This is a genomic window from Bradyrhizobium sp. CB3481 (assembly GCF_029714305.1).
Taxonomy (GTDB): domain Bacteria; phylum Pseudomonadota; class Alphaproteobacteria; order Rhizobiales; family Xanthobacteraceae; genus Bradyrhizobium.
Genome location: NZ_CP121647.1, coordinates 4,894,064 through 4,918,142 on the forward strand (window position 1 = coordinate 4,894,064; position 24,079 = coordinate 4,918,142).

21 protein-coding genes are annotated in these 24,079 nt (G+C 62.6%); 15 read left to right on the top strand and 6 right to left on the bottom strand.

Annotated elements, in window-relative coordinates; all coding sequences use genetic code 11:
• Positions 1-98: 98 nt before the first annotated feature.
• The 6 genes from QA643_RS23925 to QA643_RS23950 all read left to right on the top strand — a co-directional run bounded on the left by QA643_RS23925 (position 99) and on the right by QA643_RS23950 (position 6,585).
• Positions 99-2,024, top strand: a complete 1,926-nt coding sequence (locus QA643_RS23925; protein WP_283028343.1) for an FAD-binding monooxygenase — start codon at positions 99-101, stop codon at positions 2,022-2,024.
• 282 nt (positions 2,025-2,306) lie between these two features.
• Positions 2,307-2,600: an acyl carrier protein gene (locus QA643_RS23930; protein WP_028346689.1), complete on the top strand. Its 294-nt coding sequence runs from the start codon at positions 2,307-2,309 to the stop codon at positions 2,598-2,600.
• A gap of 9 nt (positions 2,601-2,609) precedes the next feature.
• Positions 2,610-3,083 carry a 3-hydroxyacyl-ACP dehydratase FabZ family protein gene (locus QA643_RS23935; RefSeq protein WP_283028344.1) on the top strand — a complete coding sequence of 158 codons (474 nt, stop codon included), beginning with the start codon at positions 2,610-2,612 and terminating at the stop codon, positions 3,081-3,083.
• Complete coding sequence (locus QA643_RS23940; RefSeq protein WP_283028345.1) at positions 3,076-4,275, top strand: beta-ketoacyl-ACP synthase; 1,200 nt, start codon at positions 3,076-3,078, stop codon at positions 4,273-4,275. Before QA643_RS23935 ends, QA643_RS23940 begins: the two co-directional genes overlap by 8 nt.
• A 74-nt stretch (positions 4,276-4,349) precedes the next feature.
• A complete protein-coding gene (locus QA643_RS23945; RefSeq protein WP_283028346.1) occupies positions 4,350-5,627 on the top strand; it encodes a beta-ketoacyl-ACP synthase in 1,278 nt (425 codons plus the stop codon).
• Between the two features lie 22 nt (positions 5,628-5,649).
• Positions 5,650-6,585, top strand: a complete 936-nt coding sequence (locus QA643_RS23950; RefSeq protein WP_283028347.1) for a lipid A biosynthesis lauroyl acyltransferase — start codon at positions 5,650-5,652, stop codon at positions 6,583-6,585.
• A gap of 515 nt (positions 6,586-7,100) precedes the next feature.
• Here QA643_RS23950 and QA643_RS23955 read toward each other — a convergent pair.
• The 5 genes from QA643_RS23955 to QA643_RS38700 all read right to left on the bottom strand — a co-directional run bounded on the left by QA643_RS23955 (position 7,101) and on the right by QA643_RS38700 (position 10,904).
• Positions 7,101-8,207 carry a polyamine ABC transporter substrate-binding protein gene (locus tag QA643_RS23955; protein ID WP_283028348.1) on the bottom strand — a complete coding sequence of 369 codons (1,107 nt, stop codon included), beginning with the start codon at positions 8,205-8,207 and terminating at the stop codon, positions 7,101-7,103.
• 2 nt (positions 8,208-8,209) lie between these two features.
• Positions 8,210-9,382: an aminotransferase gene (locus tag QA643_RS23960; protein WP_283028349.1), complete on the bottom strand. Its 1,173-nt coding sequence runs from the start codon at positions 9,380-9,382 to the stop codon at positions 8,210-8,212.
• A 6-nt stretch (positions 9,383-9,388) separates the two neighbouring features.
• Positions 9,389-9,667: a rhodanese-like domain-containing protein gene (locus QA643_RS23965; RefSeq protein ID WP_283034908.1), complete on the bottom strand. Its 279-nt coding sequence runs from the start codon at positions 9,665-9,667 to the stop codon at positions 9,389-9,391.
• Between the two features lie 207 nt (positions 9,668-9,874).
• Complete coding sequence (locus tag QA643_RS23970) at positions 9,875-10,318, bottom strand: GNAT family N-acetyltransferase (RefSeq protein ID WP_283028350.1); 444 nt, start codon at positions 10,316-10,318, stop codon at positions 9,875-9,877.
• A 271-nt stretch (positions 10,319-10,589) separates the two neighbouring features.
• Positions 10,590-10,904: a hypothetical protein gene (locus QA643_RS38700; RefSeq protein WP_349253215.1), complete on the bottom strand. Its 315-nt coding sequence runs from the start codon at positions 10,902-10,904 to the stop codon at positions 10,590-10,592.
• 468 nt (positions 10,905-11,372) lie between these two features.
• Between QA643_RS38700 and QA643_RS23980 the strand changes: the two genes are divergently transcribed.
• The 4 genes from QA643_RS23980 to QA643_RS23995 all read left to right on the top strand — a co-directional run bounded on the left by QA643_RS23980 (position 11,373) and on the right by QA643_RS23995 (position 14,619).
• On the top strand, positions 11,373-12,065 hold the full coding sequence (locus tag QA643_RS23980) for a response regulator transcription factor (RefSeq protein ID WP_283028352.1): 693 nt from the start codon (positions 11,373-11,375) through the stop codon (positions 12,063-12,065).
• Entirely contained in the window at positions 12,052-13,431 is a 1,380-nt protein-coding gene (locus QA643_RS23985; protein ID WP_283028353.1) for an ATP-binding protein, read from the top strand. The genes QA643_RS23980 and QA643_RS23985 overlap by 14 nt, the downstream gene beginning before the upstream one ends.
• Before the next feature lie 178 nt (positions 13,432-13,609).
• Entirely contained in the window at positions 13,610-14,176 is a 567-nt protein-coding gene (locus tag QA643_RS23990; RefSeq protein WP_283034909.1) for a L,D-transpeptidase, read from the top strand.
• 215 nt (positions 14,177-14,391) lie between these two features.
• Positions 14,392-14,619, top strand: a complete 228-nt coding sequence (locus QA643_RS23995; protein WP_283028354.1) for a hypothetical protein — start codon at positions 14,392-14,394, stop codon at positions 14,617-14,619.
• Between the two features lie 217 nt (positions 14,620-14,836).
• On the opposite strand, the gene QA643_RS24000 is transcribed toward QA643_RS23995, so the two are convergent.
• The gene (locus QA643_RS24000; protein WP_283028355.1) at positions 14,837-16,984 is read right to left on the bottom strand and encodes a PAS domain S-box protein; all 2,148 of its coding nucleotides are present in this window, start codon (positions 16,982-16,984) and stop codon (positions 14,837-14,839) included.
• Between the two features lie 340 nt (positions 16,985-17,324).
• On the opposite strand from QA643_RS24000, the gene QA643_RS24005 reads away from it, so the two are divergent.
• The 5 genes from QA643_RS24005 to QA643_RS24025 all read left to right on the top strand — a co-directional run bounded on the left by QA643_RS24005 (position 17,325) and on the right by QA643_RS24025 (position 24,073).
• Positions 17,325-18,623: an extracellular solute-binding protein gene (locus QA643_RS24005; protein WP_283028356.1), complete on the top strand. Its 1,299-nt coding sequence runs from the start codon at positions 17,325-17,327 to the stop codon at positions 18,621-18,623.
• Between the two features lie 430 nt (positions 18,624-19,053).
• Entirely contained in the window at positions 19,054-20,793 is a 1,740-nt protein-coding gene (locus tag QA643_RS24010; protein WP_283028357.1) for a PQQ-binding-like beta-propeller repeat protein, read from the top strand.
• 60 nt (positions 20,794-20,853) lie between these two features.
• Entirely contained in the window at positions 20,854-21,213 is a 360-nt protein-coding gene (locus tag QA643_RS24015; protein WP_283028358.1) for a cytochrome c, read from the top strand.
• Positions 21,206-22,012, top strand: coding sequence for a transporter substrate-binding domain-containing protein (locus QA643_RS24020; RefSeq protein WP_283028359.1), 807 nt, complete (start codon positions 21,206-21,208; stop codon positions 22,010-22,012). Before QA643_RS24015 ends, QA643_RS24020 begins: the two co-directional genes overlap by 8 nt.
• A 33-nt stretch (positions 22,013-22,045) precedes the next feature.
• A complete protein-coding gene (locus QA643_RS24025; RefSeq protein ID WP_283028360.1) occupies positions 22,046-24,073 on the top strand; it encodes an alpha-amylase family glycosyl hydrolase in 2,028 nt (675 codons plus the stop codon).
• Positions 24,074-24,079: the final 6 nt, after the last annotated feature.

A 24,079-nucleotide genomic window follows, 5' to 3' on the forward strand; every position in this document is an offset into this window, starting at 1 on the left:
ATCCCTCCAAGGCCGGTTGCCGGCAGGTCTGGAATTGACAAGCATACTGATAATCAGCATGCTGAGCAATATCGAAAGTCGACGGGAAGGAAGCGACCATGCAGTTCCATCTGAATGGATTCGAGCCGGGCGATCCTGAGATCGCCGATCCCGCCCGGCGGGTTGCTCCATCAGGCACGCCCGGACCTGTCCCGGCGGAAGTCGACGTGCTGATCGTCGGCTGTGGACCCGCGGGGCTGACACTAGCGGCACAGCTTGCCGCGTTCGCCGACATCAAGACCTGCATCGTCGAGCAGAAACCGAGCCGCCTGTTACGTGGTCAGGCCGACGGCATCGCCTGCCGAACCATGGAGATGTTCGAGGCGTTTGGGTTCGCCGAGCGCGTGCTGAAGGAAGCGTGCTGGATTACTGAAACGACGTTCTGGAAGCCGGACGAGAACAAGCCCAGCAACATCATGCGCAGCGGCCGGGTTCAGGACGTCGAGGACGGCCTGTCGGAAATGCCGCACCTGATCCTCAACCAGGCGCGCGTGCATGATTGCTATCTCGACGTCATGCGCAATTCGCCGGCGAAGCTCGAGCCGTATTATTCAAGGCGGTTGCTCGATCTTTCGATCGCGCCAGTGGCGCGGTTCGAGGACCACGCCGTGACCGTGCGCCTCGAACGGTTCGACGCCGGGCACGAGGGCGAGATCGAGACTGTCAAGGCGCGCTATGTCGTCGGCTGCGACGGCGCGCGTAGCACGGTGCGCAAATCGATCGGGCGCGAGCTGCGCGGCGATTCCGCCAATCACGCCTGGGGCGTCATGGATGTCCTCGCCGTCACCAACTTTCCCGACATCCGCTTCAAGGTGCTGATCCAATCGGCGCGTGACGGCAGCATCATCGTGATCCCGCGCGAAGGCGGCTATCTCGTCCGCCTCTATGTCGAGCTCGCCAATCTCGACGCCGGCGAGCGGATCGCCAGCCGCAACATCACCTCCGATGATTTGATTGCGAAGGCGCGGCGGATTCTCAATCCGCATACGCTCGACGTGAAGGAGATTGCGTGGTGGTCGGTCTACGAAATCGGCCAGCGGCTGACCGACAAGTTCGACGACGTGCCAGCGGAGGAGACCACAACGCGCGTGCCCCGCGTGTTCATCGCAGGCGATGCCTGCCACACCCACAGCCCCAAGGCCGGCCAGGGGATGAACGTCTCGATGCAGGACGGCTTCAATCTCGGCTGGAAGCTGGCTGCCGTGCTGCGCGGGCGCAGCGCGCCGCATCTGTTGCACAGCTATTCGGCGGAGCGGCAGGCGGTGGCGAAGGAGCTGATCGACTTCGACCGCGAATGGGCCGCAATCCTCGCCTCCGCCAAGGGCGACAACAAGGGCGCCGATGCGGCGGCCACGCAAAACTATTTTGTCAGGCACGGCCGCTATACCGCGGGAACGGCGACGCATTATCGCCCATCGCTCCTTACGGCCGAACCAGGCCATCAGCATCTCGCCAAGGGGTTTGTAATCGGCACACGCTTTCACTCGGCCCCGGTCGTCCGCCTCTCGGACGCCAAGCCTGTCCACCTCGGCCATGTCGCAAAGGCCGATGGACGCTTCCGACTCTTCATCTTTGCCGGCGCGGGAGATCGCGCCGCCGATGGCACCCCTCTCCGCTCACTCTGCGATTTCCTGAGCGAAAGTCCGAAATCGCCGATCAGACGGCACACACCCGCAGGTGCCGACATCGATTCCATCATCGACGTCCGCGCCGTGTTCCAGCAGGCACACACCGAACTAGCCATCGAGACGATGCCGGAGCTCCTGCTCCCGCGTAAAGGACGCTATGGGCTGATCGACTACGAAAAGATGTTCTGCCCCGATTTCAGAAGCGGCCAAGACATCTTCAAGATGCGCGGTATCGATCGGGACAAGGGCTGCATGGTCGTGGTGCGCCCGGACCAATATGTCGCGCACGTGCTGCCGCTCGATGCGCATGCGGAGCTTGCGGCCTATTTCGACGCGTTCATGCTAAGGGTGGGATGACCGTAGCCCGCATGAGCGCATGCGATATGCGGGGATAGATCGGCCCCGGGGTCGCTTCGCTCGCCCGGGCTACGCTTCTGCGACGCTCGCATGGCTCCCCCAATCCGCCATTTTTCGCGCCAAATCCATCACGTGGGGACCGGGCCCTTTCCATTGAACTAAACGCCCCGCTCCGATATACGGGCACTCGACTCCGGCCGGGGGACCCAAGGCCTTCCGGGGCCGTCCACCCGCCCCCTCCAAGCCGACACGAAATATCACCAATATATCAAAGGCTTAATGATGTCTTCCACATTCGATCAGATCGCCAACATTATCGCGGAGACCTGCGACATTCCGCGCGACACGATCAAGCCGGAGAGCCACGCCATCGACGATCTGGGAATCGACAGCCTGGACTTCCTCGACATCGCCTTTGCCATCGACAAGGCGTTCGGGATCAAGATGCCGCTCGAGAAATGGACCCAGGAAGTCAACGACGGCAAGGCCACGACCGAGCAGTATTTCGTGCTGCAGAATCTCGCCGATCGCATCGACGAACTGGTCGCCGCCAAGAATGCAGCGCCGGGCGCCTAATCGCCCGCCATGGACCTCGATTACTTCCAGCTGATCGACCGCATCGTCGAGCTGAACCTCGACGAGAAGAGGATCACGGTCGAGGCGCAGGTTCCGGCGGCTCACACCATTTTCGAGGGGCACTTTCCGGGCTTTCCGATCATGCCGGGCGTGCTCTTGACCGAAGCGATGGCGCAGAGCTCCGGCTGGCTGATCCTCGGCGTCCTAAAGTTCGAGCGCATGCCATTTCTGGCCATCATCAAGGAGTCGAAGATGCGGGGTTTCGTCAGTCCCGGTTCGGTGCTGACGATCGAGGCCAAGCTCGAGCATGAAGGCTCGGGCTTTGCCGTCACCAAGGTCAAGGGCCGCATCGGCAAGGATCTGAAGTGCAGCGCTGAACTCACTTTCGGGCTAACGCCCTTCCCCGACCCCTCCTTGCGCGTGCACATGGACGCGATGGCCAACAAGATCGGCTTCCCACTGCAGGCAATCACGCATGACTGAGCCAAATTCCGCGCCCAAGGAAGTCTGGATCACCGGCATCGGCATCGTCTCTTCGCTCGGCGAAGGGCTGGACGCCCATTGGGATGCGCTGAAGGACAAGAAGATCAACGTCGACGACAAGCGGTTTGCGCCCTACATCGTGCACCCCCTGGCGCCGGTCTCCTTCGATGCGCAGATCCCGAAAAAGGGCGACCAGCGCCAGATGGAAGCGTGGCAACGCATCGGCACCTATGCTGCCGGGCTGGCGCTGGATTCGGCCGGCGTGAAGGGCGACAAGGAAATTCTTGGCCGGATGGACATGATCGTCGCCGCTGGCGGCGGCGAGCGCGACCTCGCGGTTGACGTCGCCATCATGACCGCCGACGCCAAGGGCAATTCGAGCCCCGCCTTTCTCAACGAACGGCTGATGAACGATTTGCGGCCGACGCTGTTTCTGGCGCAGCTCTCCAACCTGCTCGCCGGCAACATCGCCATCGTCCACGGCGTCTGCGGCACATCGCGCACCTTCATGGGCGAGGAAGCTGCCAGCATCGACGCGGCGCGGATCGCGCTGGCCCGCATCTCCTCCGGACAGAGCGAGATTGCCCTGGTCGGCGCCGCGCATAATGGCGAGCGCTCCGATCTTCTGGTGCTCTATGAATTCGGCGACTTCAACCTGAAGGAAAAGTTCGCCCCGGTCTGGCAGCGCGAGGGCCAAAGCGGCTTTGCGCTCGGCTCCGCCGGTTGCTTCCTGGTGCTGGAATCGCGCGAGCATGCCGAGGCGCGCGGCGCCAAGCCCTACGCAAAGCTGACCAAGGTGGTCGCTGATTTGGCGCAGCGCAAGCAGCCGGGCGCAGTGACGAAGTCATTGGAAGCGCTGTGGCCGAAGCTTGGCGTCGCTGCCGAGAGCGGCCAGTTGATCACGGGCACGACCGGCGCCGAGCCGGTGACTTCGGAAGAAAAGGCGTTCCTGCGCCAACATCCCGGCTTTGCGGTGCGTGCTACCGGAACGATGTTCGGTCATACGCTGGAGACGCAATTCCCGCTCGGCTTGGCGCTGGCGGCGCTCTCGCTGTCACGCGGCGCGCTGTTTCCGCCCAATGATCCCACGGGGTTCGAGGTTGAAAAGACAGGCCCCCCTGACCAGATTGTGGTGGTGGGCACCGGTCACTGGCAAGGCGAAGGCATGGCCCTGGTCGAGGCCGTCAAGTAAGCGACGCTTTCGGCACGGCCGGAATCAAGGGCGCGCGCGAGGCGCGTTCAGGTAGGCGCAACATCGGGGGAACCATGTCAGCACCATCAGATAAGTTCGGCAGGCCGATCGTCGTCGTCACCGGCATGGGCGTGGTGACCTCGCTCGGCGCCGGCAAGGAAGATAATTGGCGCCGCCTGACCGCGGGCGAGTCCGGCATCAAGACCGTGACGCGCTTTCCAGTGGACGGCTTGAAGTCGACGATGGCCGGCACGGTCGATTTCGTCACCGTCGATCCCGTCACTTCGACCGGTTTGACCGAGCGGCTGGCCGAATTGGCGATCCAGGAAGCGCTTGGACAATCCGCGATCGGTGCCAAGGCCGATTTCCCCGGCCCGCTGTTCCTGGCGGTTGCGCCGGTGGAGGTCGAATGGCCGCAGCGGCTCGAGCTTGGGCGCGCGATCGGCAAGACCGAGTTCGATTATGGCGACATGCTGCGCATCAGCGGCGGCGGCCGCTACGCCAAATATCATCATCGCTTCATGTTCGGATCGGTGGCGAGCCATCTTGCCGAAACGTTCGGCACCAAGGGATCGCCGATCTCGCTCTCGACCGCCTGCGCCTCCGGCGCGACCGCGATCCAACTCGGCGTCGAGGCGATCCGCCGCGGCGAGGCCGATGCTGCGCTGTGCGTCGGAACCGATGGTTCGGTGAACCCGGAAGCCCTGGTGCGTTTCTCGCTGCTCTCGGCGCTGTCGACCCAGAACGATCCGCCGCAGGCGGCGTCCAAGCCGTTCTCGAAGAACCGCGATGGGTTTGTCATGGCCGAAGGCGCCGGCGCGATGGTGCTGGAAAGCTATGCATCCGCCATGGCCCGCGGCGCCAAAATTCTCGGCGTCGTCGCCGGCTGCGGCGAACTCACGGACTCGTTCCACCGCACCCGCTCCAGCCCGGACGGCAAGCCGATCATCGGCTGCATGCGCAAGACGCTGGCGGACGCCGGCCTCGAACCGGAACAGATCGATCACATCAACGCCCACGGCACCTCGACGCCGGAAAACGATAAGATGGAGTACAACACGACCGCGGTCGTGTTCGGCGATCATCTGCCGAAGATCCCGGTCTCCTCGAACAAGTCGATGGTCGGCCACACGATCTCCGCGGCCGGCGCGGTCGAGGCCGTGTTCTCGCTGCTGACGCTGGAGCACCAGCGAATTCCGCCCACGATCAATTACGAGATCCCGGATCCCGCGATCCTGTTCGACGTGGTCGGCAACAAGGCGCGCGATGCCAAGGTCACCGCCGTGATGTCGAACTCGTTCGGCTTCGGCGGGCAGAACGCCTCGCTGATACTGACGCGCGAACCGGCGTAACCCGCGCCGCCTGCTTGTCACGATGAATCGCCTGCTCCTACGCACCAAGGCGCGCCTGCGCGATGCCGCAAAGCCTGTCGCCGAAGCCGCCGTCGGCGCGCTGACGGTCGCGCTGCTCCGCACCACGCGCTATTTCGACCCGGACAAGACCGCAAACTTCTTCGGCCGCTGCACCCGTTTTATCGGGCGGCGGCTGCGCGAGGATCGTATCGGGCGCGAAAACCTCAAGGCCGCTTTCCCCGAGAAATCGGCGGAGGAGATCGAGACGATCCTTTCCGGCGTGTGGGACAATCTCGGCCGCATCGGCGCCGAGTTCGCCCATCTCGATCACATCTGGGACTACGACCTCGATCATCCGGAGAAGCCGAGCCGCATCGAATTCACGCCGCGGACCAAGGAAATCTTCGATACCTTACGCGATGACGGCAAGCCGGCGATCATCTTCGCCAGCCATCTCGGCAATTGGGAAATTCCCGCGCTCGGCGCAGTCGCCCATGGGCTGGATTGCGCGATCCTGTTCCGCCGGCCAAACATCGAATCCGCCGACCGTGCGATCGAACGTATCCGTGCCGTCAAGATGGGTACGCTGGTGCCGGCCGGACGCGAGGCGCCGCTCAAGCTCGCCGAAGCGCTGCAGCGGGGCCAGCACGTCGCGATGCTGGTCGATCAATACCTCGGCAACGGCGTCGAGGTGACGTTCTTCGGCCGCAAGACCAAGGCCAACCCAACATTGGCGCGGCTTTTGCGGCAGGTCGAATGCCCCGTGCACGGCGTCCGCATCATCCGCCTGTCCAACCACCGCTTCCGCGCCGAACTCACCGAAGAGGTCAAACCGGTACGCGACGCCTCAGGCCAGATCGACATCCAGGGCACGATGCAGGCGGTGACATCGGTGGTCGAAGGCTGGGTGCGGGAATATCCGGACCAGTGGCTGTGGCTGCACCGGAGGTGGCGGTAAGGTCGCCGTCCCTCGCCGTCATCGCGAGCCAACGGGTCGCGCGAATGCGCGCCCGATGACAGGCTCCGCGAAGCAATCCATCTCGCCGCTTGCGGAGACATGGATTGCTTCGTCGCTGCGCTCCTCGCAATGACGAGGATCTTGCCCGTCGGGCTTACCCGCCGAACAGCAGGCCGAGGCTCCAGGCTTTCATCGTGACTGCCGATGCCAGGATGAAGATGATCTGCAGCAGTGTGCGCGTGGAGAAGAATGCGAGGATGTTGGTCATGTGATGCTCCCGGGCGGGAGCTATAGATTCTGCGCCGGGTTTCGGCAATAGGAGTTTGCGAGTGGCTACAAGCTGCAGCGGAGTGAGCAGCGGCCTCACCACGTCATTGCGAGCCAACGGGTCGGGCGAATGCCCGCCCGACGACAGGCTCCGCGAAGCAATCCATCGCGCGGCATAACGGATAGATGGATTGCTTCGTCGCTTCGCTCCTCGCAATGACGGCGGAGAGACACTCATGCGCTGTCGGTCACTTCCCCGTCTTCACCCGCGTCCAGAGACGATTGATCACCCGCTGGGTTGCCGGGTCGCGGGCCTTGATGACGAACAGCTTCTTCTGCGTCGCCTCGTCCGGGTAGATGTTCTTGTCGCCAAAAATCTTCGGATCGATCAGCTTCTGGCTCGCCAGGTTGCCGTTGGCGTAGGACAGGAAGTTGGAGTTCTTCGCTGCGACGTCCGGGCGGTAGAGATAGTTGATCAGCTCATAGGCTTCCGCGACGTTCTTGGCATCGGCCGGGATCGCCAGATTGTCAAAGAACATCTGCGCGCCCTCTTTCGGGATGGTGTAACCGATCTCGATGCCGTTCTTGGCTTCGGCCGCGCGGCTGCGCGCCTGCATGATGTCGCCCGACCAGCCGACGACAAAGCAGATCTCGCCCGAAGCCAGCGCGCCCAGATATTCCGAGGAGTGAAACTTGCGGACGTTCGGCCTGATCTTGGCGACGAGATCGGCCGCTTTTTCCAGGTCGGCCTGCTTGGTCGAGTTTGGATCGATGCCGAGATAGCTCAGGGCAGCGGGCAAAATGTCGTCGGCGGAATCCAGCATGTGGATACCGCAGTCTTTGAATTTCGCGAGATTCTCCGGCTTGAAGACAAAATCCCAGCTATCGATCTTCGTATCGGGGCCGAGGATTTTCTCCGCTGTCTTGACGTTGTAGCCGATCCCCGTGGTGCCCCACATGTAATTGGCGGCGAAATCATTACCGGGATCGTAGGTCGCGAGCTGGCTGGTCACGACGGGCCAAGCATTGGCGAGGTTGGGCAGCTTCGCCTTGTCAAGCTTGAGAAAGACTTTTGCCGTGATCTGCCGCTGCAGGAAATAGCCTGTTGGCACCACGACGTCGTAGCCGGATTTGCCGGCCAAAAGGCGCGTCTCCAGCGTCTCGTTGGCATCGAAGGTGTCATAGACCACCTTGATGCCGGTCTCCTTGGTAAAATCCTCCAGCACCCCGGGTGCCATATAGTTCGACCAATTGTAGAAATTGACCGTGCGCTCCTGCGCCCATGCGGGCGAAGGCGACAGCGCCACGGCGAGCGCGCCGGCAAGGCGCAGCGGATTTCCAAAGAAAGCGCGCATGTCTACCTCTTGCGACGGCCGTGCACCGCGTCCGACAGTCGCTCCAGCGCGGTGTCGAGCGTCTCGTCCTTCTTGGAGAAACAGAAGCGCACCACCGAAGTCACCGCGTCCTGCTCGTAGAATGCCGACACCGGGATCGCGGCGACCTTGTAGTCGGTCACGATGCGCTTGCAGAATTCGACATCGGTCTCATTCAAGCCAAGCGGCGACAGGTCGACGGTGAGGAAATACGTGCCCTGCGACTTCAGCACGGGAAAGCCGATGCTCTCCAGCCCCTTGGTCAGCCGGTCCCGGCTCCGCGCCAGCTCCTTGCGCATGTCGTAAAAATAGTCATCGGGCTTGCCGAGGCCATAGGCGACAGCGGCCTGCAGGTTCGGCGCGGTCGTGAAGGTCAGGAACTGGTGTACTTTTGCGGCCACGCGGAGCAGCGGCGGCGCGGCGCAGACAAAGCCAACTTTCCATCCCGTCAGCGAAAAGATCTTGCCGGCGCTGCCGACCTTGATGGTGCGGTCGCGCATGCCTGGGATGGTGATCAGCGGGATGTGCTCGCGGCCGTCGAAGATGACGTGCTCCCAGACCTCATCACAGATCGCAATCGTGTCGTACTTCTGACAGAACCGCGCCAGCAGTTCGAGGTCCTCGCGGGGATAAACCACGGCGGCCGGATTGAGCGGGTTGTTGAACAGCACCGCCTTGGTCTTCTCGTTGAAGACGCTGGCTAGCATCTCCTCGGTCAGCCGCCAGCCCGGCGGCTCGAGCCGCAACAGGCGCGGGATGCCGCCGGCCTGGCGGATGATCGGCAGATAGCTGTCATAGACCGGCTGGAAGCAGACGACCTCGTCGCCGGGCTCGACCACCGCGAGGATGGAGGATGTCAGCGCCTCGGTGCCGCCGGAGGTCACCATCACCTCGGTCATCGGATCGAGGTTGAGCTTGTGCCAGCGCCCGTAATGGGCGGCGATCGCCTGCCGCAGTTCCGGAATGCCCATCATCGACGGGTACTGGTTGTAGCCGTTCACTGTGGCGTCGGCCGCGGCGCGGCGAATGTCCTCCGGCCCGGGATCGTCGGGAAAGCCTTGGCCGAGATTGATGGCATTGTTGTCGCGGGCGGCCTGCGACATCGCCTCGAACACGGTGACGGGAAGGTCGGCAAAGACCTTGTTCATGGACGTCATGGCCCGTCAGCCGCCGGTCTTGGTCTGCAGCCCTGCTGCCTTCCAGGCCAGAATGCCGCCCGCCAGATGCTTGTCGTAGGGCAGGCCCGCCGCCTGCGCTGCCAGCGAGGCCGTCACCGAGCGCTTGCCGGAGCGGCAGGCAAACACCACCTGCCTGCCCCTGGGTTCGGGTATGGCGGCTGGATCGAACGACTGCAGCGGAACCACCACGCCATCCGGATAGGCTTCCACCGCGACCTCGTTTGGCTCGCGGACGTCGACCAGGAGATAGCGCCCCTCCGCCATGCCCTTCGCCACGTCTTCCGGGGTCAAATCGTGCACCTGATGGTCCGCCACGCAATCCTCCTGACAAGCTGCCCGCGAGGGCTCCGATGAGCCCCTGGCCAAGCGGGCGCCAAAGTCGCCCCTTGCGCGGCGAAAATCAAGCGTCGCAAACGGCTTAAACGGCCCTCCGAAACTGCAGCTTCAGCCCTCAGCTTCTGCCGCCGCCGGTTAAAGAGCTTTCGCAATGGGCCAGGCCCTGTCAGGCGTTTGAGGGCCGTTCGCCCGGTATCCGCGCCTGATGTAGAACGCGAGCGCATTTGAGCTGGCGTCGGCCTCAACCGCCTCAACGCCCCGCTCCCGCATCAGCCGCTCCAGCATGTCCAGCAAGCCGGCGCCCACGCCACGTCCGGCAAATGGCGGAGCGGTATAGAGGCCCTCGAGATATCCGCCGCGAATGGCCCCCCATCCAGCGACGATATCGTCCAGCTCGACCACCCATATTTCCAGCTCGCGCAGCTTTCGTTCCATACCGGCGAGCGTAAGCTTCGCCGCCCACGCCTGCGCCTGGGCGACAGTTATCGTTGGAGGCGCAAGCTCAAGAATCGATCGTCGCCTAATGTCGTGCAGACTATGCGCATCCTTGCGCATCGCCGGACGGTAAACGGCCGCCATTGTCACCTGCCCTTCCGATAGCTCGGCCATCGCAAAGCTGGAACGCCGCCGCTTGAATGGCGCGTGCCGCGTACAGCGAAGCGGTCAAACTAACTTCCGTGTCAGAAACTGTCACATTATTCATTCGAAACCGCTGGATCATTTTTGCCTGCTGGTCGTCTTCCTTTTTGCGACGTTATGGTCGCTGCAATCAACACGGAGGATTGTGATGAACAACAAGCTCCTTAATTGCCTTATCGCGGGTGCGATGGCCACGACGCTTGCTGTTGCCTCACCCGTGCTCGCGCAACGCGGCGGCGGTGGCGGCGGGCACGGCGGTGGCGGCATGTCTGCCGGGATGGGCGGCGGCGGTGGTCACGGCGGCGGTGGCATGTCTGGCGCGATAGGCGGCGGCGGTGGTCGCGGCGGCGGTGGCATGTCTGGGGGAATGCATGCAGGAGGAATGGGTGGCGGCCCGCATATCGGCGGCATGGGCGGCGGTATGCGAGCCGGCGGCACGAGTTTCGCAGGCAGCAGCTTCGCAGGCAGTCGTTTCGCGGGTAGCCATTTCGCAGGCAACCGCTTCACGGGCTCGCATTTTGCGCATCCAAGGTTTTCCCATCACGGCCGATTCTTCCATCACCGCCACCATCGCTTTGCGTTCGTTGGGGTGCCCTTCGCCTACGCAGCCTACGACGACTGCTGGCGTAGGAGGTGGACGCCATACGGACTGCGATGGGTCAACGTCTGCCGCGCCTACGGCTACTACTGAAGCGTATCGCGGCTGATGCAATACCGTTGCCATCTTGATCTGGCGGGTTGCTGGAGCGACATCTGACGCATTGGCGGGCTGTACCGCGTCCCATCGCGTCCGTGTCGTGAGCAGGGTCCACACACAATGATGGTCGTCACAGGAACATTTGCGCGGAAAGGCAGTTCAGGTCCGGCTGGTGACGATCATCATTTATTCATGCCACCTTCAGACCGCGCAAGCTATGCAACATGGAAAACCCCTTGCGGCTTCCGTTCCAACTGGAGCTAATGCCGCCCTTGGCCAGTCGTTCGGAGACGGACCATGACGGGAAGCCACCGCCGCATTCTGGTCGTTGAGGACGATCCGGAAACCGCCGGTCAGCTCGTGGAATCGCTCACGACCAGCGGCTACCATGTCGATCTGGCGACCAGCGGCAACGAAGCGCTGAGCCGCGGTGCTGGCGGCGACTATGCCGTCATCACGATCGACCGCATGCTGCCGGATATCGACGGCATCGCGGTCATGCGTCAATTGCGCGACGACGGCATCGCCGCACCGGTGCTGATCGTCAGTGCGCTCGGAGAAGTCGACGATCGGGTTCGCGGCCTGCGCGCCGGAGGCGACGACTATCTGGTCAAGCCTTTTTCGTTCGTCGAACTGCTGGCGCGCGTCGAGGCGCTTGGCCGGCGCAGCGACACCATTGTCAAAGAAACCATCTTGCGCGTCGGTGATCTCGCGATCGACCTGGTGTCGCGGACCGCCAGCCGGCGCGGCAAGGATATTGGGCTTTTTCCCCGGGAATTCCAACTTCTTGAGTATCTGGTTCGCAACGAGGGCCGCGTCGTGTCCCGCGCCATGCTGCTGCAGCACGTCTGGGATCTTCATTTCGATCCCTCGACCAACATTATCGACGTCTATGTCGGGCGCGTACGCCGCAAGGTCGACGACCAGCAAGCCTATCCGTTGATCCACACGGTTCGCGGCATCGGGTACTGTCTCCGTGCTCCTGGTTAAGACCCTAAGATCGTCGACTTTCAAGCAGGCGCTGATCGCGATCGGAACATTCGGCATTATCGTGTCGGCGCTTTTCAGCTATGTCTACCTGTCCACCTCCTCCTATGTGCGCAGCCGGTCGGACCGCGGCATCATGACAGAGTACTCGAGCCTTGAAAGCGCGTACGAACGCTCGGGGCGCGATGGCCTGATTGCCCTGATCAAGCAGCGGATCGCCGACAAGAGTTTTGCGGACAACGTTTATATTGTGGTTGATCCTTCCCTGGCCGCGCTGGGTGGCAATCTCACGGCATGGCCATCGACGGTCACGGCCGACCGGGGATGGATAGAGTTTCGCGCGGGCGAACCGTTGCCCCATGCGGCAAACCGGCCGCTGGTGCGGGCTATGCTCCAGACCTTTCCAGGCGGCGATCGTTTGCTGGTGGGAAAGGATATCAGCGATCTCGACCGCTTCGCCGACCAGATCAAAACGGCCATGATCTCGGTCGCCGCATTGCTGTTTGTGGTTGCGGGGGTCGCGAGCATCCTCGTGACGCGCCGGACAGTGGGACGGATTGAATCCATCAACGCCACCAGCCGGGCCATCATGCAGAGCGGCCTGGATCAGCGCATTCCGCTCCGCGGCACCCATGACGAATGGGATCGCGTTGCGGAGAACCTTAACCTGATGCTGGACCGCATCGAAACATTAATGGGAGAGGTCAGGCAGGTGAGCGACAATGTCGCGCACGACCTCCGGACGCCGCTGACGCGCATGCGCGGACGGCTGGAGAAAGCCTATCACGGTCAGCGCATCGGCGAGGAGGACCAGGCGTTGATCGGCGACACGATCGCCGACCTCGATGCTGTCTTGCGGATATTCTCGTCGCTCACGCGGATTGCGCAAATCGAGACCCAGGCACGAAAGGGCGCGTTCCGCACCGTGAACCTAGTGGAAATCGCCAGCGAGGTTGTGGAGTTGTACGATGCCGCCGCCGAACAGGAGGGCACGCGTCTCACCGTCGTCGGCGATCGCGAGGTGATGGTGACCGGCGATCGCGACCTGATCTTCGATGCCATCGCCAATCTCGTGGACAATGCGATCAAGCATGGCCGCGCCGGAGGGCAGGTCGTGGTCGCGAACGAAAATATCGATGGCAAGCCGGTCATCTCGATCGCCGACGACGGGCCCGGAATTCCTGCCCACGAACACGAGCAGGTTTTCAAGCGCTTTTACCGACTAGAACACAACCGCTATACGCCGGGAAACGGTCTGGGGCTCAGCCTGGTCGCTGCCGTCGCCCATCTTCACGGCGCGCGGATCGAAATGCTTGATAACTCGCCGGGTCTCAAGCTCAAGCTCTGGTTTCCCGCGCCAGTCACTTAGCGACGTTCAGCCGCCCGGACCACATCGTTATTGCGGGGGTGCTTTTCAGCCGCCTTGATTTCTGCACTATTTGAGCAGCAAATGGACCGATGTAACGCTTTTTGGAGGACGGGCAGTGTCAAGGTCCGGGTTCGCGTTGCTGTTTGTGGGATTGGTGGGGTCCGGGCTCGGCGGCTGCATGCAAGCGACGCTTGCGCCGTCATCGAATGCCAGCTTGACCCCAAGGGACCGGCAGTTGCTCGCCCATCCCCCTTACGCTCAAGCGGAGATTCCGCAGACCTATCGCCGGCATATTGTCGATTACACCCGTAGAGAGCAGCCGGGCACCATCCTGGTCGATACCAATGAGCGTTACCTCTATTACGTCCTGCCGGGAGGCAAGGCGATCCGCTACGGCGTGACGGTGGGAGAGGAAGCGCTGGCCTGGTCTGGCGTGGCTACCGTTGGCCGCACGGCTGAGTGGCCCGACTGGATTCCGACGGCGGAGATCCAAGCCCGGCTCGGCCCCTACCCGAAGCGGGTCGCCGGCGGTCCGGCCAATCCACTGGGCGCGCGGGCGCTCTACCTTTACGAGGGCAACAAGGACACTCTGTACCGCATCCACGGCACCAACCAGCCGGAATATATCGGTCAGGCGATCTCGTCCGGCTGCATCCGCATGACCAACGAAGACGTCATCGATCTCGTGAACCGGGTGAAGCTGGGCACGATCGTCGTCGTCCTGCCACCGGGCCGAAGTGCGTGAGGCCCGAGTGAGGCTCCGCGAAGTCGCGGCTTTTCGTCTCCATGATTTGATAGCCATCGCGGCCGCATACCGCGATACAGCGTACAGCCATTGAATTTCGGACAGCCTCGTTGTCCGATCTATCGCCGATCAACCATACTTGAACGTACGGCTGTTGAACCTCCACTCCGTCCCTGTGACCTACGCCAAGGGGCTGTGAGGACGACGAGGTTCCGATGACCAGACATCGAACGATTACCGGCTTCGCGGCCGTCGCGCTGATCGCTATCGCCGCAACTGCCGCCACCATGAGGTCGCACCTGCATTGGACCGACGTCACTGTCGCCTCCGCCGGCACGACCGCGTTGGAAGGCCGCTCGGTCGATGCGAATATGCCGGCCGCGAGTTTCGACGACCGTTGGTCCGCAATGTCAGCTTCGACAACGGACAGGTCTGAGCGATAGGCTCGACATTCGCTGTTCTGACTCCGGAACGCCCTCGCCAGGGCCGCGATCAGGTTGCGACGACACCACACTGAACCTGTCAAACGAGCGTCAGCGATTGAGTGACGTGCGCCGATCTGACGGTGCACGCCGGCATATGCCCTCCAGGAGACGTGGGGCGCTTTTCGCTGTTCATGTACAGCGGCGAGTACAGTCTCATCCCGCCATTCGGCGCAACTCATGCCGCCGAATTCGGCTCGAGCTGCTGGGCTGGAACGCTCTCGTCTCGTTGCAGCGGCAAGGTAAATTGAAAGACGGCGCCCCGAGGTTCGTTCGCGCTCGCCCACATCCGTCCGCCGTGAGCTTCGACCATCGACCGGCAGATAGCGAGCCCCATGCCCATGCCCCTGGGTTTGGTCGTATAGAAGGCCTTGAACACGGTCTCCATATCCGTCGGGGCAAGGCCTGGACCAGAATCGCGAACAGTCACGAGTACACCGGCCTCGGCCGCCGTCTCTGTGCTGATCCATAGCTCGCGGTTGCCGTCATCAAGTTCGCCCATGGCTTCGATGGCATTCAGGATCAGATTCAGGATCACCTGCTGCAGTTGAGTACGATCCCCTTGGATCAGGGGCAATGCCGCGGCGGGTCGGGTGTGCATCGAGATGCCATGCTTGAGCGCCTCGCTTCGGGTCAGCCCAACCATTTCGAGGATGGCCTCCCTGAGGTCGAACCAGTCCTTGCGCGGCGGCACCTTGTGGATGAGGGCACGGATGCCGCCGATGACGTTGCCGGCGCGCTTGCCATCCTCGACGATGCGGTCGAGAGAGTCGCGGACTTCCTTGAGATCTGGCGGTTGAGCACGGAGCCAGCGCAGCGCGGCCTGGGCATTGGTTACGGTCGCGGCAATGGGCTGGTTGACCTCATGGGCGATCGAGGCCGACAGCTGCCCCATCGCGGTGACGCGGTTGGCGTGCGCGAGCTCCGCCTGCATGGCGCGCAAGGCCTCTTCGGCCCGCCTGCGCTCGGTGATGTGCCGCCCGACGCCGCGGTAGCCGACGAAGCTCCCTGCCTTGTCAAACACTGGCAACCCGGAGACCGATACGTAGCGCTTGCTCCCGTCGGGGCCCGCCCGTGCCAGCTCAAAATCGCGAAATGGCAAATGGGCGTCGAGCGTCTCGCGGTGCTTGCGCCAAGCCTCTTCATCCGGCTCCAGGTAAGGCACTTCCCAGCGTGTCTTACCGATCTCAGAACCCGGCGCCGGTGCGTCGGCAAGGCTCTCAGCAAACTCCTGGAGAGTAAAGCGATGCTGCGCATCGGTCTCCCAATACACATCGAAGGAGAACTGCACGAGGGTGCGAAACCGTTCCTCGCTCTGTCGCAGCGCCTCTTCCGCCCGCTTGCGTTCGGTGAGATCGAGCACAAAACCGACACCTTGGTCTTGATCCTGTTCGAGCATCGTCCCGCCGACCAGCACGGGCACCCGGCTACCGTCTTTGCGAAAATATTCTTTCTCGAATGGCTGAGCGGTCCGCATCCGCTTCAATTCCGCCACCGTCTGCAAGTCGCGGAGGCGCCATTCCGGTGGCGTCAGGTCCGTCCGGTTCACCCGCCCGGAGGTTAGATCCTCGCGATCGTAGCCCAACATCTTGAGAAACGCATCATTGGCCTCGAGAATGCGACCATCGAGCTCCCAAAAGATGACGCCAACAATGTTGGCATCGACGAGGCGTCGGATCTTCTTGTCGCGCGCCAGAACATCGCCCTGCAGCGCGATGTTCTCCACGATCGCCTTGCGCCGCCGAACCGCTTCGCGCCGTGCAAGCGCCAGCGCCACTCCAGCCAGGACTGCGACAATGATGAGGGCAGTCGTGACCAGCCAGGCTTTGCGTCGTTCGAGCGCCTCGGAGCGCTTCTCCAGATCGACGCGTAGGAAGCGCTCATGGTCCACCATCTGATCGATTTGCGATCTGATCTCATCCAGGCTGCGGATCATCGCCATGGCGGCCGGCCCGGAGTAGGTGCGCACCGTTTTGACGATCTCGTCGATCTCGCGCAGCTTTGCTGCAACCGTTTCGGCCAAATGTCCTGCACGGTGGCTCTGCAATGGATCGCTCGCTACCAGGGTCTGGAGCGCCTGCGCGTCGCGTCGAACGCTCTCGTCGGAGACGCCATAGGCCTTGAGGTAGTGCGGATCGAGAGTTAGCAGATATCCGCGCCTCTGCGCCTCAACGTCGGCGATGATCGTTTTGAGCCGCTCCAGTGTCTCGAGCACCTCGCGGTTACGCTCTTGCGCAAGATTCGCCGCTCGTCGTTCCTGCCAATATTGCAGGCCGAAGAATCCGCTCGCAGCAACCGTAATTAGAAGCGCGGCAACGACCAGCACTAAGGGACGAGCAAACCACCGAAAGGACTGGCTCTGAGGCACTGGAATTGCCCTTAAGTCTTCGATGCTAGCGTAGGCGACTGATTTCTGATGCCGTCGCCGGGTATTGCTAGTATAATCGAAATACAGCCACGGTCCGCACGGGTGAGACGGAACCGGCACATCAGACCGCGCAGATTATACAGGCTTAAAAGCCCATCGGTCCCCTCGCAAGAGCCAGGACGTCTCGGGTGGAGCATCTGCGCATGTTGTGACGGGCTATCCCGGCAGGAGCAACGATATGGCTCCAGGAACAAAGTCGCCGAGCAGCCGGCGTAGCTTCGTCAAGGGATTGGGGGCGATGAGCGTAGCATTGCCCGCCCTCGCCATGTTGCCGCGACGGGGTCGCGCACAGGATGTCACCACATCCTACGCCGGCGCCATGATCGATTGGAAACAATTTGCGGGGCAGACGATCACGCTCGCGGGCGCGATCCATCCCTGGACCAATGCGATCACGCCGCTTTTGCCTGATTTCACCGAACTCACTGGTATCCATGTCGTTCCCGACTTCCGATTGGAGACGACGTATCTCGGCGCACTGGCTATCCAGCTCAACCGCGGCGACAGCACGCCTGACGTCTTCATGTTCACTGCCTATGGCCAGGGCATCGCGGGAGGATGGCTCCAGCCGCTGAACGCCTACTATTCCGACAAATCGCTGACCGATATCGGATGGTATGACGAGAGCGACCTTCTCAAAACCGCCCGTGCCTTTCCGCTGTGGCGCGGCGGAGAACGTTATGCCATGCCCATCACGTCTGAGGCGGTGACGTTGTTCATCAATGGTGAAGCGCTGGCAGCCAAGAAGCTTCCGGTTCCCGAGACTTTCGAAGCGTTGCTGGCCACGGCGAATGCACTCAAGACCGACGATATGTCCGGGATAGCCATGCGGGCCCAGGCCAGCGGCAATTCGTCCGTGCCGGCGATGAGCTTCCTGTTCTCCTATGGCGGCGACATGGTCAAGCACAACAGGGCAGTGTTCGCGAGTCCCGAGGCCATTGCAGCCATCGATATGTACGGCCGATTGCTCCGACAAGCCGGACCTGCCGGCGTCAGCGGCTATGAATGGTACCACGTTCTGGACGACTTCCTTCAGCGCCGGACAGCGATCGCGATCGACAGCAGCAATTTCGCGACCGACATCTCCAATCCGGCCAGAAGCCACGTTGCCGGCCAAGTCGTGTTTGCCGCCTTCCCTCATGTAGACGGCCGCACGTCGGTGCCCTTCATGTCGCACTGGCAGGCCTGCATCAATGCCAAATCACGAAACAAGCGCGCGGCGTTCTTGTTTTTGCTATGGGCCACAAGCAAGCCGACCGCACTGAAGGCAGCCGCAGCCGGCCTTGCGACGACACGTGTGTCGGCCTGGTCGAGCGAAGGGTTTAAGAAGGCATTCGGCGTCCAAGCCGCGGAGGCCGCGCTCGCCAACCTGCAGAATGCCGATGTTGATCGTGCCAAGGCGATCCTGTTCCATCCGCAATCAAGACCGATCCTGGACGCATTCATGATCGGCGTGAATGAAGTGGTCTCCGGAAGGCCGGCAAAGATTGCGATGACCAGCGCCGCCGAGAAGGCCAATGCGGCGATCGGCGGATAGCAGAGCCGTTAGCTGGGGCAACGACCTGCACGATAGCGGGCGGTCACGCTCACGCGCCCTCGCCGAAGGTGGACCGATTGCAGCGCAAGATTGCCCTGCCGAGTGGCTCTCCACAAAAAAACAACAATCCAGTCAACTAATGGGCGTGCATCGAGGGACGTGTCATGGTGCACCGCACCGACATCGCCGGGCGCAGCATGGGGCAGGCAAGTCCTGGCCGTGACGGCATGTGCCGCCGTTCGTTGAACGGCACCTCCCTCGAACATCAATCTCTCACGCAGGCGACAGTGCGACTGGCCTTCAACGGCGGTTCCGCCGGTCCATGCCGTCCATCCCGAACTCCGACCCGATGAGGCTTTGACACCACAGCATCTCCACAAGGGTCGCGACAACAATTCGGCCCAACCAACAAACAAGGGGAGGACTATAGATGACGTTCAAGGAACGATATCTCGTCGGCTGCGCCGCACTGGCGGTGGCTGCCGCGATCACTGTCTCGCCGACGCGCGCTCAAGTCCCAACGCAGCCAACGGAGGCCGCCCTGAATGCCGAGGCGGCCCAGAACGACTGGCCGACCTATCACGGCACCTACAAGTCCTATCACTATAGCGGCCTCGACCAGATCAATACCGGCAACGTCAAGAATCTCGAAGTTGCCTGGATGCATTTCCCGGAGCGCGCTACCCGCGGCATTCAGTCGACGCCGCTCGCCCTTGACGGCGTGCTGTACTATTCGGGCTCCTACAGTCGCGTCTACGCGCTGGACGGCGCGACCGGCAAGACAATCTGGAGCTATGCGCCGGAGCTCGACGAGGACCTGGTCTCCAAGCAGACGCACTCGCCGTACAATCGCGGCATCGCCATCGGACACGGCAATCTCTATGTCGGCACGGTCGATGGTCGGCTGATCGCGCTCGATCTGAAGAGCGGCAAGCCGGTATGGGACACCAAGCTGCTGGATTCCAAGAAGATAACGGTCGGCTTCACCGGTGCGCCGCTAGTGGTGAAGGACAAGGTGATCATCGGCGCGCAGGGCGGCGAATGGCTCTATCGCGGACCGATCTTCGGCGTGGACGGCAAGACCGGAGCGAAGAAATGGGAGTTCTTCACGGTCGCCGGCACTGAAGAGGCCATGAAGACCTGGGGTGGTGACTCCTGGCGGACCGGCGGCGGCGGCGGCTGGATGCCGGGAACCTATGATGCGGAAACCAATACGGTGTGGTGGGGCACCGCCAACCCGTCGCCACTCTACGACTGGGGTGGCGCGGACTGGAAGAAGAGCGGACCGCGGCCGGGCGAAAATCTTTATACGACATCGGTCATCGCGCTCGATCCCGATACCGGCAAGCTCAAATTCTACCATCAGGAGCTGCCGCACGATGCCTGGGACTTCGATTCTGCCGTGGGAGAGTTCGTCATGATCGACCGTGGCGGCAAGAAGCTCGTCGTGCACGCCAACAAGAGCGGATACATCTTCGTCTATGATCGTTCCAACGCCAAGGTCGAGAACGTCTGGCCGCTGGTAAAAAACATCAACTTCGTCAAGAGCATCGATCCGAAGACCGGCGAACTGATCGGTCGTCGCGACCTCTCGGAAGGCAAGGTGGACCCGCCGTTGTGCCCGGCCATCGCCGGCGGCATCAGCTGGAACTCCGGCTCCTACAGCCCCAAGACCGGGCTGTTCTACCGGATCGGGCAGGAATGGTGTATGGAGCTGACTGTGGAGAAGACCACGCCGATCCTGGAGCCGATGGCCCAGCTCAACATCGGCGCCACATTCAAGATTGTGGCGCCTCCGGACGGACCTGCCCGGGGCCATCTTAGCGCCCGCGATCCCGTCACCGGTGCCAAGAAGTGGGAGGTCAACTACAAGGAGCCGCCGCTCGCTAGCGTTCTCGCCACCGCCGGCAATCTGGTATTTGTGCCGGATTCCGAAGGTGTCGTGCACGCCTACAATGCGGAAACCGGCGAAGAGCTGTGGTCGCGCAACAACGGCATGGGACACAATGCTGGCATCATCAGCTATACGGCCGGTGGCAAGCAGTACATCGCCGTGCCGGCGGGCTGGGGCAGCTTGGTGGCCGACGAATTCGTCGCGCTCTATGGCGAGCCCTTCAAGAGCATGTCGAAGAACACCGGCGCCCTGATCGTCTACGCGCTCAGACAGTGAAGAGCACGGGCGGCGGGAACCGATCTCCCGCCGCCCTTGCCGGCTAATACGGATCCTTGAATGCGAATACCGTTTGTAACTGCTGCGTGCCTGGCCATGATCTGGCCATGGCTGTCGACCACCGCATTTGCCCAACCGTCCACACCAGCGGGCGCTGCTACCCCGCCGGCGCAAGCCGAAGCCTCGCCGAACGATCTCGATGGCAAGAAAATGTTCTCGAGCAACTGTGGCTTTTGTCACCAGGATGGCGGCCGCCATGCCGGCCGTGGTCCGAAGCTGTCGAAGTCCGAGAAAAGTGACGAGTTCATCATCGAGCGTATCAAGAAGGGCAAGACCGGCTCAATGCCCGCCTTTGCCGGGGTGTTCAACGATGCCCAGATCGGCGCGCTACTGGCCTATATCAGAGGGCTGGATGACTAGAGCGTTTTCTGCAGCGTGCAAACCGCGATATGGGCCGATCAGATGCGCAGCAAGCCTCTCGCTGCTGATGCTCTGCAACGCCGCGGCGGATGCCCGCTCGCTGGAAGCCGTCATTGAGCGCGACACGCTGACGCTTTGCGCCAGCCCCAACGCGCTGCCGTTTGCCAGCAAGAACGGATCGGTGCCAGGATTTCAGATCGAGCTCGGCGAAAAAATCGCCGAGCAGCTCGGGGTCAAGCTGACGCGGGAGTGGGTGGTCAGCGCGATCCAGTATCGCCGCGCCGATTGCGATCTCGTGCTCGACGTCATCGCCCGCAAGGATACCGAGCCTGCGGGCGGCGTGCGGGTTACGCGCCCCTACCATCGCAGCGGCGTCGTGCTCGCGGTGCGCGGCGATTCAAAGGCGACCTCGCTGGCAAGCCTCGATTCCTATCAGCGGGTCGGCGTCCAGGTTGGCTCGCTGGTCTCGATGACACTCGGCAAGGGCGGCGCCGTCACGTCCCCGTTCGTCTATGAAGACGACATTGTGGCCGCGCTGGCCAACCGCGAGATCGAGGCCGCCGCCGTCACGCCCATGACGGTCGGCTGGTTCAACCTGCAGCACGCCGACAAGCCGTTGCGCTTGATCCCGGCGTTCGACAGCGATCAGGATTTGAACTGGAATATTGCGGCCGGGCTGCTTCGCCCCGACGACAAGCTGCAGCAGCGCGTCGATGCGGCGATCGAGGCCCTGCTCGCCGACGGCACCATCGCGCGGATCTACGCACGCTACGGCATCGAGCTGCGGTCTCCGCAGTGAGGCGCAGTGCCGCAGACATCCGGGGAGAGCCCGATGCCCTTTGATCTGCTTCACAGGAAGCGAACCCATTTCGTGCTCTGGCGCCCGACAGGCGTGAACCCGCCCCCTGTCCTCGTCGTCGGCACGTTCCGCGATGGAAACCCGCCCGGCTTTGAGCTGCTGGGCAAGTTCGATCTAACGGTTTCAGCTGTTGCGAGCGATCTATGGGAGGTAGCGGCCGCAGCCTGCGGTCTGACGAACGATCGCGTGTATCATTACTGGTTCGAAGTCACCAACGCGAACCCGAAGACGCCGGTGCCGGCGCGCATCCAGTGCACGGACCCAACCGCCTGGACGGTGGACTGGCGGTTGCGCGCGCCGGCACTGCCGCCCCCCTTCACCGACGACGACCGCGGACCGGCTTCTGTCGTGAAGTGGCGCGACAACGAGTTGGTGCCCTGCGATCCCGCCGGCGACGAGGCGGACTGGCAGAACGACGCTCGGCTCGAGACCCTCCCCGCCAATAACCGCCTCGTCATCTACGAGTTGCCGACGCGGTGGAGCCGGATCGAGACCGAAGGGACCATCAGCATCGCCGGCGGCACATTCCGGGATGTTGTTGCGCTGATCGAGCGGACCGCGGCGCCGGTCAATTTCGAAGGCGTCGCCGCGCTCGCGCCCGGCGACGCCTATCTCGAGGATCTCGGCGTCAACGCGCTCGAATTGCTGCCGCCGGCCGACAGCTTCGTCGGCCGTGAGTGGGGCTACGCGACGAGCAACTATTTTGCCGCCGATTTCGATCTGGGATTTCCGAGAGGGCATGCCTCGCCGACGGCATCCTCCGATCTCGCGGCGCTGGTGGCGGCGTGTCATCGGCACCGTCTCCGTTTCTTCGCCGACGTCGTGATGGCGTTCGCAACGCGATACTCTTATCGCTACATCAATTTTCTCGATTTTCATGTCCACCGCGGCACGGGCGACCCGGAGGAAGACGCGCGGGATGATTTTGGCGGCGACCTCTTCAAATACAACTTCCTGACCGACGCCTACGACCCGGTCGAAGGTGCGCCTTCGCGCCTCGTTCCGGCGCGCCGTCTCATGCTGACCTGCCTGGCGCGCTGGATGCTCGACTTTCGGATCGACGGCATCCGGATGGACAGTGTGCCGAACATCATGAACTCTGACTTCGTGCAGGAGTACAGGGATCTTGCCCGGACCATATGGCGCTCGCGGTGGCAGGCGCAGGGCCTTCCCGCATCGGGCGCCGACGAACGCTTCCTGGTCGTCGGAGAGGATCTGGCGGTGCCGATCGATCTTCTGCGCCAGAACCGCCTCGACGGCCTGTGGAACGAAGAGTTCAAGCGGATGGTGCGCTACGCCATCCTCGGGCAAAACGACCAGAAGGAGCCGAGCTTTGAACAGACAGTGCGCAAGCTGATCGACTGCCGGCTGCTTGGCTTTTCCGACGGCTCGCAGGCGATCAACTATGTGACCTCGCACGATGTCGAGGGCTTTCGGAACGAGCGTCTATACGATTTTCTCAACAACAACGGCGTCTGGAATACCGAGCGGCGCATCAAGCTCGCCTTTGTCTGCCTGATGACGGCGGTCGGCATCCCCATGATCTTCGCCGGCGAGGAGTTCGCCGACCAGCATGATCTCGCGATCGTCCATCCGCAAAAGCAGGTCGATCCCGTGAACTTCGATCGCCTGCAGGACCCCTGGCGCCGGCGCATATTCGAGTATTGCGCCCGCCTGGTCCGGCTTCGCACGAGGTCGGACGCGCTTTCCGTCAACGATACGGCGTTCATTCACGTCGATTTTGAGGACGGCAAACGCGTCGTGGTCTGGCGGCGGGGCCGGCCGGGCATCGACCATCCCGTGGTCGTCGTCGCCAATTTTTCGGACTTCGAGACCGCGCGCCCCTTTGCCCCCTCATCCGAATACCGCGTGCCGAACTGGCCGGCGACGCCGGCAGGCATGCGCTGGCGCGAAATCACGCAGGATCGCGACGTGCCGCCCGAGTGGATCGGCCGGGAGCCGATCTTTCCATGGGAGGCCAAGGTCTATGCGCTGAGCTGAGCGTAC